At 55.3% G+C, this 14,382-nt stretch carries 14 protein-coding genes; 9 read left to right on the top strand and 5 right to left on the bottom strand.

Features of this window, described 5'->3' with window-relative positions; genetic code table 11:
* Nucleotides 1-86: 86 nt before the first annotated feature.
* From hfq to ACZ5FM_RS09230, 3 genes are all read left to right on the top strand, one after another.
* Nucleotides 87-329 carry an RNA chaperone Hfq gene (gene hfq / locus ACZ5FM_RS09240; RefSeq protein WP_027673217.1) on the top strand — a complete coding sequence of 81 codons (243 nt, stop codon included), beginning with the start codon at nt 87-89 and terminating at the stop codon, nt 327-329.
* Between the two features lie 180 nt (nt 330-509).
* Nucleotides 510-1,841 carry a GTPase HflX gene (gene hflX, locus ACZ5FM_RS09235; protein ID WP_464038520.1) on the top strand — a complete coding sequence of 444 codons (1,332 nt, stop codon included), beginning with the start codon at nt 510-512 and terminating at the stop codon, nt 1,839-1,841.
* A gap of 297 nt (nt 1,842-2,138) precedes the next feature.
* Nucleotides 2,139-3,332 carry a GGDEF domain-containing protein gene (locus ACZ5FM_RS09230; RefSeq protein ID WP_464038519.1) on the top strand — a complete coding sequence of 398 codons (1,194 nt, stop codon included), beginning with the start codon at nt 2,139-2,141 and terminating at the stop codon, nt 3,330-3,332.
* A 48-nt stretch (nt 3,333-3,380) separates the two neighbouring features.
* Here the strand turns inward: ACZ5FM_RS09230 and mazG are convergent, their stop codons facing one another.
* Complete coding sequence (gene mazG / locus ACZ5FM_RS09225; protein ID WP_464038518.1) at nt 3,381-4,214, bottom strand: nucleoside triphosphate pyrophosphohydrolase; 834 nt, start codon at nt 4,212-4,214, stop codon at nt 3,381-3,383.
* 31 nt (nt 4,215-4,245) lie between these two features.
* Nucleotides 4,246-4,833: a deaminase gene (locus ACZ5FM_RS09220; RefSeq protein ID WP_464038517.1), complete on the bottom strand. Its 588-nt coding sequence runs from the start codon at nt 4,831-4,833 to the stop codon at nt 4,246-4,248.
* A 229-nt stretch (nt 4,834-5,062) separates the two neighbouring features.
* Here ACZ5FM_RS09220 and cysG point away from each other — a divergent pair, with 229 nt between their 5' ends.
* The 5 genes from cysG to ACZ5FM_RS09195 all read left to right on the top strand — a co-directional run bounded on the left by cysG (nt 5,063) and on the right by ACZ5FM_RS09195 (nt 10,044).
* Nucleotides 5,063-6,535 (top strand): siroheme synthase CysG, encoded by a 1,473-nt coding sequence (cysG, locus tag ACZ5FM_RS09215; protein WP_464038516.1) that lies wholly within the window; start codon nt 5,063-5,065, stop codon nt 6,533-6,535.
* Entirely contained in the window at nt 6,528-6,842 is a 315-nt protein-coding gene (locus ACZ5FM_RS09210; protein ID WP_250981700.1) for a DUF2849 domain-containing protein, read from the top strand. The genes cysG and ACZ5FM_RS09210 overlap by 8 nt, the downstream gene beginning before the upstream one ends.
* An 8-nt stretch (nt 6,843-6,850) precedes the next feature.
* Nucleotides 6,851-8,521: a nitrite/sulfite reductase gene (locus tag ACZ5FM_RS09205; protein WP_250981699.1), complete on the top strand. Its 1,671-nt coding sequence runs from the start codon at nt 6,851-6,853 to the stop codon at nt 8,519-8,521.
* A gap of 12 nt (nt 8,522-8,533) precedes the next feature.
* Entirely contained in the window at nt 8,534-9,040 is a 507-nt protein-coding gene (locus tag ACZ5FM_RS09200) for a DUF934 domain-containing protein (RefSeq protein WP_464038515.1), read from the top strand.
* A 191-nt stretch (nt 9,041-9,231) separates the two neighbouring features.
* Nucleotides 9,232-10,044 (top strand): ferredoxin--NADP reductase, encoded by an 813-nt coding sequence (locus tag ACZ5FM_RS09195; RefSeq protein ID WP_464038514.1) that lies wholly within the window; start codon nt 9,232-9,234, stop codon nt 10,042-10,044.
* Between the two features lie 53 nt (nt 10,045-10,097).
* Here ACZ5FM_RS09195 and ACZ5FM_RS09190 read toward each other — a convergent pair whose 3' ends face one another.
* Nucleotides 10,098-11,366 carry an MFS transporter gene (locus ACZ5FM_RS09190; protein ID WP_464038513.1) on the bottom strand — a complete coding sequence of 423 codons (1,269 nt, stop codon included), beginning with the start codon at nt 11,364-11,366 and terminating at the stop codon, nt 10,098-10,100.
* A gap of 141 nt (nt 11,367-11,507) precedes the next feature.
* Here ACZ5FM_RS09190 and ACZ5FM_RS09185 point away from each other — a divergent pair, with 141 nt between their 5' ends.
* Entirely contained in the window at nt 11,508-12,011 is a 504-nt protein-coding gene (locus ACZ5FM_RS09185; protein WP_259146033.1) for a hypothetical protein, read from the top strand.
* A 5-nt stretch (nt 12,012-12,016) separates the two neighbouring features.
* Here ACZ5FM_RS09185 and ACZ5FM_RS09180 read toward each other — a convergent pair whose 3' ends face one another.
* The gene (locus ACZ5FM_RS09180; RefSeq protein ID WP_464038512.1) at nt 12,017-12,328 is read right to left on the bottom strand and encodes a flagellar basal body protein; all 312 of its coding nucleotides are present in this window, start codon (nt 12,326-12,328) and stop codon (nt 12,017-12,019) included.
* A gap of 203 nt (nt 12,329-12,531) precedes the next feature.
* Nucleotides 12,532-14,346, bottom strand: a complete 1,815-nt coding sequence (locus ACZ5FM_RS09175; protein WP_464038511.1) for a HAMP domain-containing methyl-accepting chemotaxis protein — start codon at nt 14,344-14,346, stop codon at nt 12,532-12,534.
* Between the last annotated feature and the right edge of the window lie 36 nt (nt 14,347-14,382).

Here is a 14,382-nt window from a genome sequence, read left to right as displayed (position 1 = left end):
TATGAGGGGGTGAACCCACTCAACCAGCGGTTATTGATTGATTATTTTCCGGTGTTTTTGCCGGCAAGAAAGAAAGAAGCGGCGCCATGGCGGAACGTTCTCAGAATTTGCAAGATCTCTTCCTTAATACCGTTCGCAAACAAAAGATTTCGCTGACGATTTTCCTTATCAATGGTGTGAAGCTGACGGGTGTTGTCACGTCGTTTGACAATTTCTGCGTTCTTCTTCGTCGTGATGGCCATTCGCAGCTTGTTTACAAGCACGCGATTTCGACCATCATGCCCGGTCAGCCGATGCAGATGTTTGAAACCGAAGAGGGTGCTGCCTAAATATAGGCTGACCTCGCGGTTAGAGCGTTAAAAACATAGCGATCCAAAAGGGCAAGGGAACGTTTAGGCGTATTTCCCGTTTGCCCTTTAGGCGTTTTCTAGTCAGGATATAAGACCATTTCGACACGCGACACATCAAGTGAATCCATTATTCCCGAACTGGAAAAGCATCGGGACGATATGCGCGCGGTGGTGCTGGTGCCGGTTCTCAAGCCGGGACGTGAGTCAAAAGACCCTTCGATAATCGTGGCTCCAGTACGCTCCAGCGATGCGAAGCTGGAAGAGGCAAAAGGTCTGGCGCTCGCCATTGATCTTGAAGTTGTTGCCGGTCTGGTCGTCTCAGTGAACCAGCCGCGCCCGGCCACACTGTTTGGCACTGGCAAGATTGAGGAAATCAACCACCTGCTGAATGAGCATGATGCCGGCCTGGTCATCGTCGACCATCCTCTGACACCCGTGCAGCAGCGCAATCTTGAAAAACACTGGAATGCCAAGGTCATTGACCGCACCGGCCTCATTCTAGAAATCTTCGGACGTCGTGCATCCACCAAGGAAGGTACGCTACAGGTTGATCTTGCCCATCTGAACTACCAGAAGGGCCGTCTGGTCCGCAGCTGGACCCACTTGGAGCGTCAGCGCGGTGGTGCGGGTTTCATGGGTGGTCCGGGTGAAACCCAGATCGAAGCCGACCGTCGTCTGTTGCAGGACCGTATCGTCAAGCTGGAACGTGAGCTGGAACAGGTTGTGCGTACGCGCCAGCTGCACCGTTCAAAACGCCGCAAGGTGCCGCATCCGATCGTCGCGCTGGTGGGCTATACCAATGCCGGCAAGTCGACGCTGTTCAATCGTATTACCGGTGCCGGCGTACTGGCCGAGGACATGCTGTTTGCCACACTTGACCCGACGCTGCGTCGAATGAAGCTGCCGCATGGCCGCACCGTCATTCTGTCCGATACGGTTGGGTTCATTTCCGACCTGCCAACCCACCTTGTCGCGGCGTTCCGCGCAACGCTGGAAGAGGTGCTGGAAGCCGATCTCATCCTGCATGTGCGGGACATGTCGGACCCCGACAATGCCGCGCAGTCGGCTGACGTGCTGCGTATTCTCGCTGATCTCGGGATCGATGAGAAGGAAATGTCCGAACGGGTTGTCGAGGTGTGGAACAAGGTCGACAGGCTGGAAACCGAGGCCCATGACGCCATCATGCAGCGCGTGCAAGGGCGTGACAACATCAAGGCCGTATCGGCTGTGACGGGTGAGGGCGTTAATGCCCTGATGGACGAGATTTCGGTGCGTCTGTCGGGCGTGTTGACCGAAACGACGGTCATCCTGCCGGTCGACAAGCTACATCTGCTGTCGTGGGTTTATGACAATGCAATTGTCGATGAGCGTGAGGACCGTGAAGATGGTTCCGTCGCGCTTGATGTGCGCATGTCGGAAGCGCAGACTGCGCAGCTGGAACGCAAGCTTGGCAAGGTAGCGATAAGCGAGCCTGAGGACTGGGAGCGGTAATCACCGCTTCCAACACACATTCACATGATAAACTTGCAAACAGGCTTAATGAAGTGTCTGCGACAGGTGGCGTGATCGCTATGCAAGTAGTTTTATCTTAAAACAAACAGTTAGCGCTCAATTTTGATATATCAGAACCGCTTTGGGGTATATTTTCGCCTCCAGGGTGTGTGGCTGATATTGTCAAATCCCGGTTGTTTTTTCTATTTTTTTACTTTTTTGCGCAACGAGGTTTTATCGGTTGTGGTTTGGGAGGGCCTTTCTGATAATAGGCATACTGTACCGATGAGTTTTTGAATGACTGAACCTCTTGATACGCAAACCGTCCTGCTGCTGCACCAGATGTCGTTTTTTGTCGGTGCGCTGTGTTTCCTTTACGTGCGCTCACGCTCGTCTGGCAATATTGGTCTCGGTCTTCTGTCGATCGGTTTTTTCCTCAGCGCCCTTGCTTCAACCTTTGTGATCTTTGGCCGCAAGACGCCCGAGCAGATCTACTTGTGGTCGGTGGTGGCGTTTATGGCGGGTGCGATTGGTTATGCAGTGTTCGTCGTGGGCGTGTGCCGCGTCAGCAGCCAACGCAAAAGCAACCGGCAGTGGCTGGTCATGCTGGTTCCCATCATAGGTACAGGTTTTCTGGTTGGTGCCGCTTGGTATATGGTCGCCGAATTGCGGGCGAGCCTTTTTAATGCACTGGCCGCGATGTTGTTGTTGATTGCCGCATTTTGCGTGTACCGCGACCGCATGCTGGAGAAATTGCCAGTGCGGGTGGTGCTGAGCCTTGCGCTTGCCACCTCCGCCATGCTGCGGATCATGGCCATTGTCGGGTATCAGTTTCCAACGGTTGCGATCATTGCGCCGACCAACGCGTTTTTCCTGTCGATTGTCTGCCACTTCGCCATTGCGGTTTTTGTGATGGCGTTGGTCAAGGAACGGGCCGAGGCAGACTTGTTGCGCCTTGCCAACATTGATGCGCTGACCGGCATTTCCAATCGTCGTTCGTTTTTTGAAAGCCTGCCGGAAACGCTGCGGGTGGGTGACGCCATCGTCATGGCAGATATTGATCACTTCAAGAAGATCAACGACACGCATGGCCACTTGGCTGGCGACGAGGTATTGGCGCGGGTGGCGCAGGAACTGTCGGCCATGCTGCGCCCCAATGATGTGATTGCCCGGTTCGGCGGCGAGGAATTTGTCATTTTCCTGCGTGCTTCCGGCAAGGACAATCCGGCCATCCTGGCCGAGAGGATACGCACCTGCGTCAGCGCCATCGTTCACACAGCTGAAGACAAGGAAATATCGGCCACTCTCAGCATGGGCGTTGCCGTGTGCGAGGAAAAGGTAAACTTTGCCAAGCTGCTGTTGAAAAAGGCCGATATCGCCCTTTATGCCGCCAAGGGTGCCGGGCGTAATCGCCTGACGGTGTTCCGTTCGCAAGACCTTGAGCCGGTTGAGGCTGGATCGGCTGACGCCGTACGCACAGCAATCTCCTGATATGGCACCTATGGTCCGTCACCGGGCCATAGCGATAGAAACACTCAATCAGTCCAGTTGCCGCTCAATAGCCTTGGCAGCCTGCCACAGCGCTTCCATGCGCTCAAGGCCCGCGTCTTCAAGGCGCTCATTATTTGATTCAAGGCTTTGTTCTATGTGATTGAAACGGCGACGGAACTTTGTGTTCGTTCCTCTCAGTGCCGTCTCAGGATCCGCGCTGACATGGCGTCCGATATTGACCAGTGCAAAAATCAGATCACCGAGTTCGTCAGCCACTTTTTCCGGTTTGCCAGACGCCAGCGCCTCGCGCAGTTCTGCCACTTCCTCCTCGATCTTGTCGAGGATTGGTTCAGGTTGGGACCAGTCGAAACCGACCCGTGCGGCCTGTTCCTGCAGTTTCAGTGCTTCGGTCAATGCCGGCTGGCTGCGGTGGACATTGCCAAGGAAACCGGCCTTGAAATCCTCGGTGATACCACGTTTGGCGCGGCGTTCCGCACGCTCGCGTTTTTCGGCAGCCTTGATGGTATCCCATTGCAGTTTTACCGTTTCAGGCGTGTCCGCATCGGACACGGCAAAGACATGCGGGTGCCGGCGGATCATTTTCGAGGTAACGGCATGAACCACGTCACCAAAGGAAAACTCACCCATTTCCTCGGCAATGCGGGAATGGAATACCACCTGTAGCAGAAGGTCACCGAGTTCTTCGCAAAGATCATCCGTGTCCTTGCGTTCTATTGCGTCTGCGACCTCATAGGCTTCTTCGATCGTGTAGGGTTTGATCGTTTCGAAGGTTTGCACGATATCCCACGGGCAGCCGGTGTCCGGCTGGCGTAACGCCTCCATGATCTCGATGAGGCGGGAGATGTCCTTCGAGGCTTCCATGCTGCTGCTTTCGGCTATGTCCGTTACGGGGTCAGTTAAGGGGAATGTCGTTGTCGGTTTTGGAGGATTGGTAAGTGTCGGAAAGGCTGTTGTAAATCGCCTTGATGCGATCTGTCTGCGCTTTCAGTTGCGCACGGGTCGGTTCTGCCTCGCTGTCCACAAGGTCGGCAATGAAATAGGAATTCCAGAACGCATTGTTGCGGCGATATCCGCCCGGTTCCAGGCCAAAAACCTCCTTCAGGATCTTCAGGTCATGCGGAATGGCGAAGGCATCGCGTGAATCCTCATGGCTGAAGAAGGAGTAGAAATTATCAAATCCCGCCCAGGTGATGGCCGACATACACATGGTGCAGGGCTCGTGGGTAGACAGGAAAATCAGATCCTTGGTGTTGAGCTTTTCGCCCATCTCGTAGAAGCGTTTCAAAGTATGAACCTCACCGTGCCACAGCGGGTTTTCAAGCTCGTTATTGGTCTCGGCAATCACCAGCGACAGGTCGGATTTTCGCAGGATGGCGGCGCCAAAAACCTTGTTTCCGGTCGCGACACCTTTTGTCGTCAGCGGTAATATGTCATGCTCGATAACATCGAGAAGGCGGGACGCAATCGTTGTGGTTTTCACGGTTTCATTCCTCGAAATTTGTCCCCGACCATATTCGAGTTTTGCCAAAAATGTGAAGCAAAAACATCGGTTTTTCGATGGATTTAGGGCTTTTTAGGCGGATGTTTTGGTGAGGGTTGGTTAGTTATCCTCAAAAGCCAGCAATCGCAGAAAAGAAAAATCCAGCTAATGGGTTAGGCGGAATTTCTGTTTCTTCAAGTATTTGGCAGGATCAGCGATACTTTGAAACATGTATCAGGACAGTGCCTCCCCATATGCCAGTGACCGGCTTTCGACCTTTCCCGCCTTCTTCAAGGTGGAGGGCAAGTGCGTTGCCGTGTTTGGCAATGGCGATGAGGCTTTTGCCAAGGTCCGCCTCCTGTTGAACACCAATGCCGGTATCATCGCCTATGCCGATCAGCCGGAAGCAGACTATGCCGGTTTTCTGCGTGAGCATGAAGGCCGTGGTGTGCAGCATGTGGCGCAGGCTTTTGTCCCTGATGTGCTTGCTGGCGCATCGTTGGTTTTTGCCGCCACCGGTGATGGTGCGCAGGACCGCGCCATCGTCGATGCTGCCCGTGCAGCCCGCATTCCCGCCAATGCTGTCGACCAGCCTGATTATTGCGATTTCTTCACACCGGCACTGGTGTCGCGTGCACCGGTGGCCATTGCCATCGGCACGGAGGGTGCAGGCCCGGTTCTGGCGCAAATGATCCGTGCCCGCATTGACCAGATGCTGTCGCCATCGCTTGGTGCCCTGGCGCGTTTGGCCGTCGAATATCGTGACGCGGCTGAAAAGCTGGTGCCGAAGGGTGCTTTGCGTCGCAGCTTCTGGCGCCAGTTCTTTTCCGGTGCTGTTGCCGACGCGGTTGCTGTCAATGATGGCGCTTCGGCACGCTCCGAGGCCAACAGGCTGCTGAACACGGCTGGCAACAACAAGGGGTATGTCTGGTTGGTGGGTGCTGGTCCAGGTGCCGAAGACCTTTTGACGCTGCGTGCCCAGCGCGTGCTGATGGAAGCCGATGTGATCGTTTATGACGCGCTTGTTCCGCAGGCTGTTGTCGATATGGGCCGGCGTGATGCCGAACGTCTGTCGGTTGGCAAGCGCAAGGGCTGCCACAGCAAGTCGCAGGACGAGATCAACAAGTTGTTGGTGCAGTTGGGACTGGAAGGCAAACGTGTCGTGCGCCTGAAATCCGGCGACCCCCTGGTTTATGGCCGTGCGGCTGAAGAAATGGCGGCACTGCGTGAAGCCGGTATTTCCTACCAGATCGTTCCGGGCATCACCTCTGCCTTTGCTGCCGCTGCCGATTTCGAACTGCCGCTGACACTGCGTGGCGTTGCCTCTTCGCTGATCTTCACTACCGGCCATGATCTGACCGGCGATATCCTGCCGGACTGGGCAAGCCTTGCTGTGTCAGGCGCAACAGTTGCCGTTTACATGGGGCGTACAGTTGCCGCCTCTGTGGCAACCCGTCTGATGAATGCGGGGCTGGCTGCGGAAACCACTGTGGCGGTTATTGAAAATGCAAGCCGAAGCGATAAACGCCTGTTGCACGGCACGTTGAACGATTTGCCCGACCTCGAATTCCGGGATGAACTGACAGGTCCTGTCATGGTTATCATCGGGGAAGCGGTTGCTGGCGCGAATTTTGAGAGATCCGAGGCTCTGGCCCTGTCTGGCCGGGTCGCGGATCGCAAGAAGGAGTATGAAAATGGCTGACAAGGTTCTGACTGCGAACCGGCTGGGCGATGGCATTGCCGTGTGGCTTGATGCCAATGGCACATGGACGGAAGACCTGCAGGCGGCCTTTGTTGCCCGCCACGCCGAAGCGGTTGCTTCGCTGGAAGAGGTTGGCAAGCGCGACTTTTCCGCAAACCGTGTGGTCGATGTCAATCTGGTTGATGTCGCCGAACAGGATGGCCGTCTTTGGCCGACGCGTTTGAGAGAGCGCATTCGTGCGGCTGGCCCGACCATTCATTACGCAGCGGGCTTCAAGCCTGCAGATTCCGCCTTTATTGCAGTCTGAGGAATAACATGTACCGCTACGACGAATTCGATCACGCTTTCGTAAAGAGCCGTGTGGACCAGTTTCGTGATCAGGTAGAGCGCCGCCTTTCTGGCGAATTGGCTGAAGATGCGTTCAAGCCCCTCCGACTGATGAATGGTGTTTACCTTCAGCTGCATGCCTACATGCTGCGTGTTGCCATTCCCTATGGCACATTGAACGCGCGGCAGATGCGCATGCTGGCGCATATCGCCCGCAAATATGACCGTGGTTACGGCCATTTCACCACCCGCCAGAACATCCAGTATAACTGGCCAAAGCTGTCGGACACGCCTGATATTCTGCACGAGCTTGCCAGCGTGGAAATGCATGCGCTGCAGACATCAGGTAACTGCATTCGCAACGTGACTGCCGACCATTTTGCCGGCGCTGCTGCCGATGAGGTGGCCGACCCACGGCCTTACGCGGAAATCCTGCGCCAGTGGTCGTCGGTTCACCCAGAGTTTTCCTACCTGCCGCGCAAGTTCAAGATTGCCGTGACAGGTGCCGAGCGCGACCGCGCCGCCATTCAGGTGCATGACATTGGTCTGCACCTGAAGAAAAACGACAAGGGCGAGATCGGTTTTGCCGTTTACGTCGGTGGCGGGCAGGGCAGAACGCCGATGATTGCCAAGAAACTGCGCGACTTCCTGCCCGAAGAGGACCTGCTGTCCTACATCACGGCCATCATGCGCGTGTATAACCTGCATGGCCGCCGCGACAACAAATACAAGGCACGCATCAAGATTCTGGTTCATGAAACCGGCACGGAAGAGCTGGCACGTCAGGTGGACGAAGAATTTGCGCACCTGCGCAATGGCGAGCTGAAGCTGCCGGAAGCCGATGTTCAGGCCATTACCGCCTATTTTGCCGCCCCTGACCTGCAAGCGCGCGCCGAGGGCTGGGAAAGTCTTGCCCGCTGGAAAAAGGCTGATCCAGCCTTTGCACGTTGGGTGGACCAGAATGTGCAGCCGCACCAGCACCCTGACTACGGCATGGTGACCATTTCTCTGAAGCCGATTGGCGGCATTCCGGGCGATGCGACCGATGCACAAATGGATATCGTGGCAGACATTGCCGAGGAATATGCGCTGGATGAAATCCGCATCAGCCATGAGCAGAATATCATTCTGCCGCATGTGGCGCTGGCTGATCTGGAGCCGGTTTATCGGGCTCTCGCCGAAGCGGGTCTTGCAACCGCCAATGCCGGTCTGATCACCGATATCATTGCCTGTCCCGGGCTCGATTATTGCGCGCTTGCCAATGCGCGTTCCATTCCCGTGTCGCAGGAGATCTCCACACGTTTTGGTTCGCCAGAGCGTCAGGCGGAAATTGGTGAGCTGAAAATCAAGATTTCCGGCTGCATCAATGCCTGCGGTCATCACCATGTTGGCCATATCGGCCTGCTGGGCGTGGAAAAGAAGGGTGCGGAGCTTTACCAGATCACGCTGGGTGGTTCTGGTGATGAAAACACCTCGATAGGTGAAATCATCGGCCGTGGTTTCGAACCTGAAAAGGTCACCGACGCCATCGAGACGATTGTCGATACCTATATTGGCCTGCGCCTGTCGAAAGAGGAGACTTTCCTTGAAGCCTACCGTCGTGTCGGGCAGCAACCTTTCAAGGATGCGCTTTACGGCTCTGCGGCAGAAGCGGCATAAGGAAGACTGGACATGACAAAAATCTGGAACGAAAGCGGCTTTGTCGAGAACGACCCCTGGGTTATCGAAACCGAGGACGTAAAGGCCACGGACGATCAACAGGCGATCCTTGATCTTGATAACTTCCTTGTGAAGGTAGAGGAAAGCAATGACGTGAACCTTGGCGTGCTGATCAAGCCTGCTGATGATGTGTTGCGTTTGGCACCTTATCTCGACCGTATAGCGCTGGTGGCCATTTCATTTCCGGCCTATAATGACGGTCGCGGCTTCAGCCATGCCTCATTGCTGCGCTCGCGCCTAGGCTTTGCTGCCGAGGTGAGGGCGGTGGGCGATGTGCTGCTTGACCAAATTCCGCATATGTTGCGCACCGGGTTTTCCAGCCTGTCGGTGACCAATGAAACAGCGATCCGCAGGCTGTCTGAACATCGTATTCCAGGCATTGATGTTCACTATCAGCCAGCGGTCAAGGAAGCTGTGACCACTGATTCATACAGCTGGCGTCGGCGTGCGGCAGTATGACATCTCGTATTTTGCAAGCCGAAGCTTAATTTTGGTGGGTGGTTTGCAACTGATCTCATGAAAACATGAGATTTTGGTGCATATTTTTCAAACGTAGACCAGCTATGACATTCCATGCCTTTAAAAGCGGCATGGAATGGTATAATTGCCCTGCAATATCCATCGTAGACCTGAAATGGACGGACCAACGCATGAATGCTCCAGCCAAGAATGAAGAATTCGCAGCCAAGATTCCGGACGGCGTTTACGCCGAGACGGTGATTTCGGTTGAGCATTATACCGACCGTCTGTTCCGTTTCAGCATGACACGCCCGGCCGGTTTCCGTTTCCGCTCTGGCGAGTTTGCCATGATCGGCCTGATGGTCGGTGAAAAGCCTGTTTATCGGGCCTATTCGATTGCCAGCCCGGCCTGGGACGAAGAACTTGAATTCTTCTCGATCAAGGTGCCAGATGGTCCTTTGACCTCGCACCTGCAGGCCATCAAGCCAGGCGACACGGTGCTGATGCGCAAGAAGCCGACAGGCACGCTGGTGCTGGACGCGCTGACACCCGGCAAACGTCTTTACATGTTCTCGACCGGTACCGGCATTGCGCCTTTCGCAAGCCTTATCCGTGACCCTGAAACCTACGAAAAGTTCGAGGAAGTCATTCTCACGCATACATGCCGTGACGTGGCTGAGCTGAAATATGGTTTTGATCTGGTCGAGGAAATCAAGAACCACGAGTTCCTGAGCGAACTGGTTGGCGACAAGTTGAAACATTACGCAACGGTGACCCGTGAAGATTATCCCTTCACCGGCCGCATCACCGACCTGATTGAAAACGGCAAGATGTTTGCCGATCTTGGTGTACCTGCGTTCGATCCTGAAATCGATCGCGGCATGATCTGCGGATCGTCCGCAATGCTGAAAGACACCAAGGAACTGCTGGAAAAGGCTGGCCTCAATGAAGGCGCCAACAATAAGCCAGCGGAATTCGTGATCGAACGCGCCTTCGTCGGTTGATCGACAAGACCTTGTGAATTGAAAAAGGAGACCTCGCGGTCTCCTTTTTGCATTCAGGCCGTTTCCGTATCCTTTGGCGGCACGATGTCGTGTCGGAACAGCAAGAATAAGGCGATGGCAATGGCCGCTATGCCGCCGCCAACAAGATGCGAAAGCGCATAACCACCCTTGGTGGTCAACCAGCCTGCGACACCGTTGCTGAGGGAGGCGCCGATGCCTTGCAACGTCATGACGCTGGCAAGGCCGACATTAAAGCGGCCTGTGCCTTTCAAAATACGTTCCACCGCAACCGGCGTGGCAATGCCAAGCAGGCCAGCACCAATGCCATCAAGCAATTGCACGGGGTAAATCACCCAGAACTGTTCGAAGGACGCGGCAAGCAAACCGCGAATGGGCAAAGCGATCAGCGCAATCAGAAACACGGTCGATAGACCAAACCGGCGAATGAGCCACGGTGCTGCGGCTGCCACGAAAATCATGGCAAATTGCGCGACACCGGTAATGATGGCGGTGGTACGAAACGGCGAATTGAGCTCAATGGCAAAATCCTGCGCGATCAAGCGGCCCATCGGTGCGTTGCCGAAGTGAAAGATCAGCAGGATGATGGCCAGGAAAATCAGGCCTTTTTCATTCAGCAATATCTTTATTCCGGATGGTCCGGGCTCACCCTTGTCCTCAGCCAGGCCGCGGGCAACCTTGTGATCAATGCGTTTCGGATCAATGGCAGCAATTGCGGCTAGTGCTCCGACAGCGGTGACGATCATCAACCCGATGACGCCCGAAATACCAAAGGCCGACACGGCCATATAGGTGGCGAACAGTGAGACGAAATTGCCGCCGTGGTTCCAGAACTCGTTGCGGGAAATCTGGCGTGGAAACAGTTTTTCGCCAACAAGACCAAGCGTCAGGCCAGCAAGGGCGGGTCCAATGACTGCGCCGACAACCGCCGTCATGATTTGACCGGTCCAGACAACTGCCTCGTTGGTAAAGATCAGCGTGATCAATGCACCAACGGTGACGATGATGACCGGCACGGCAATCAGCAGCCGTTTCCAGGTTGAACTATCGACCAGTGCTCCACACAGGGGCGTTGCTGCAAGACCGATCAGCCCGCCGACCGTTGCAATCAGGCCAAGCTGCATGGCCGACCAGCCATTGGTGGCGAGAAACGCATCCAGAAATGGCCCCAGCCCATCCCGCGCATCGGCCAGGAAAAAGTTCAGCACAGCCAGTGCCAGCAGTGAACGATCCGAGATGCCGGAATGTGGGGTTTTGCCCAGGGATTGGGCGTCTGAGTGGATGGGTGTTGTTAGCGTTGTCATCGACGGCTCGTTCTGGTGCGAGGCGAAGCTGGCGTGAAACGCGCGATTTTGAAATTGGTTGCTGTTACAGTTAACGCTTCGGTGTGAAGGAACTATCGGCACTGCTGGACGTTGGCTGTTCATATGAAAAGGAACAGCGTCATGAGCTATAAGTTAGCATCGATCATTATGCTTGCTGCAGTTGTTGCTGCACCGCCCGCAATGGCGAATGAAAGCCAGTTTCTCGCCAGTCTTGGCGGCAGCTGGAAGGGCACCGGCACCGTGCGCATGCGGACCAATGCATCGCCGGTGAAGGTTACTTGCACATTCCAGTCCAATCCGGCGGGCCAATCGCTGCGCATGGAAGGAACGTGCCGTGGATTAGTGGTGGTCAAACGCGAGATATCTGCCGACTTGGCGGCCAGTGGCAACAGCTATAAAGGCAATTATGTTGGCCCGTCCGGCCGTCCGTCAGCGCTCAGCGGCAAACGTCAGGGGGATGCTATCAATCTGACCGTGCGCTGGAACCGCGAGATCAATGGTGATCGGGTGGCCAATATGACCATCAGCAAGGTGGGCAATAACGGCCTTCGCCTGCGCACCACTGACAAGGACGGTGCAAACGGAAAGAACGTTGTCACGAGCGATATTCAGCTGACGCGGTAAACAGTTCAGTCGCGCTTGATTGTCAGCAGCATGTCCCACATGTCTGCACCGGTTTCAAAGACGACCGCATTGGCCTTGAAGCCGATTTTGGCGTTGATGCTATCAAGCATCTCGCTGGCAAGGTCGACGCCGGCGCCATCGCTGGATTGGCTGACAGAGGCTGTCACGCCACCAGAGGCGTTGCTTGACAAGCTGGTTTCAAGGCGGGCGTAACCTGGCGTGCTGACATTGGCGACATTGTTGGCGGTTGCCGCAAGGCTTCGGCTATGTCCCTGCATGCCTGATAGAGCGTTGCTGGTGATTGCTGAAATGCTCATGCGTTGCCCTGCCTGTTCTGTCCCCATTTACCAGTGGTGCAGATTAAGCGGCACGGCTTAGGGAAAGGTGAAGCGACGCGGTAAGCGAAATCTTGCTCGGTTTGGCGTCACTGTCGCAAAACAGGACATGTCCGTGCCGTGCACTTAAAAGAAAAGCGCCGCTGGTAAGTGCGGCGCTTTCTGTTTGGGCAGGAAGTTCTGTCTTACGCTGCGTAACGGTTTTGCGCGTAACCTTGCGTCTGCTGCTGGCCCAGCTTGAACTGGCTCATCAGCTGTTTCATGCGCGACGCTTCAGAGGCAAGTGTAGCACTGGCTGCATTGGTCTCTTCGACCATGGCAGCGTTCTGCTGGGTCACCTGATCCATCTGGTTGACGGCAACATTGACCTCGGACATGCCGGTGGACTGTTCACGCGACGATGTTGCAATGGATTCAACATGGTGGTTGATCTCGTCAATCATCTCTTCGATGGATTTCAGTGCCGTGCCTGTTTCGGAAACGAGCTTCACGCCGTTTTCAACTTCGTTGCCGGAATTGCGGATCAGTTCCTTGATTTCCTTGGCGGCCTGCGCGGAACGTTGTGCCAGTTCGCGCACTTCCTGCGCGACAACGGCAAAGCCCTTGCCAGCTTCGCCAGCGCGGGCAGCTTCCACGCCTGCGTTCAGAGCCAGAAGGTTGGTCTGGAAGGCGATTTCATCGATCACACCAATGATACTAGAGATCTGCGTCGAGGACTGGACAATTTTCTGCATGGCGGCCACCGCATTCGCCACCACTTCGCCAGACTTTTTAGCATTTTCGTTGGCCTGTCCGGTCAGCTTGCGGGCGTCGCTGGTGCGCTGTGCGGAGTTGGACACGTTGGCGGTGATCTGGTCAAGCGCCGCTGCGGTTTCTTCCAGAGATGCTGCCTGCTGTTCGGTACGGCGCGAGAGGTCGGTTGCGCTCTGGCTGATCTCGAATGTACCGCTCTCGATGCTGAATGCGGCCTGGGTGATTTCGATCATGGTGGTGTTCAGCTGGCTGACCGCACTGTTGAGGTTGTGGCGCAACGCATCGAAATCTGCCGAGAAGGGTTCGGTGATTTGGAAAGCAAGATCACCAGCAGCAAGGCGCTGCAGGCCTGTCGCAAGACCGGATGTTGCGGCTTCAAGGCGTGCCTGGGCTGCGGCTTCCGCCTCTGCTGTCAGGCGAGCGCGTTCCTGCTCGGCGCGCGCACGGGCACCTGCGGCATCTGCTTCCAGTTGACGGTTGGTAATGGCAGATTGTTGGAACACGGCAACGGCGGCGATCATCTTGCCGATTTCATCTTTACGATCTTCGCCAAACAGCTTGACCTCAAGGTCGCCAGACGCAATGCGGCGCATCAGGTTTTCAAGCCGCGACAGGGGTTTGGAGACCCCGCCGGTGACGACAGCTACCGAGAAACCAACGATGCCAAGTGCGACGAGGCTAAGAGCACTCATCCAGAAAAATATGGAGTTCTTTTCCTTCAGCGTTGCCTGATAATCGGACTTTGCAGTTTCGATTTGCAAATTGATCAGATCGTTGATCGGGCCGGAAAGTGGGTCAATCGTCGGGTAGAGCTTGGTGCGGCTGAACATCACCAAAGACTGCATGTCGCGCTTTGCAATGATTTGCGACAATTCGTTCAAGACAGGGCCGGATTCGGCAAGATGCGCCTTGAATGTCGTCGCAAGATTTTTTTCCTCCGGCGTCATGTAGCTGCTCTCGTAAGCACTCCAAGCCTTGTCGATGTTTGACTGCGCGCTTGCCAGACTGCTGCTGCCGTCCTCCCAGCTCATTTCACCACCAGCGATTTTGTGCGTGGTGTCGACAATATTGACGGCATACATGTCTGCAACCATCTTGAGCTGGGCCATTGGCTGAATTCTGTCTTGCAGCAATGAATAAGTGCGCTCGGAAATGGTGGAAATACTGAAAAATGAAACAGCAACGATCGTGGCAATAGCTGCCGATAGCATCGAGATGCTTGCAATAAGCTTGAAGCGGATAGACATATGCTTGGGATCCACAGGGAGGAAAGTAGGAGGGGA

It is taken from the genome of Agrobacterium sp. 5Ca50, from assembly GCF_055381905.1.
This window is presented reverse-complemented; position numbering and strand designations above follow the sequence as displayed.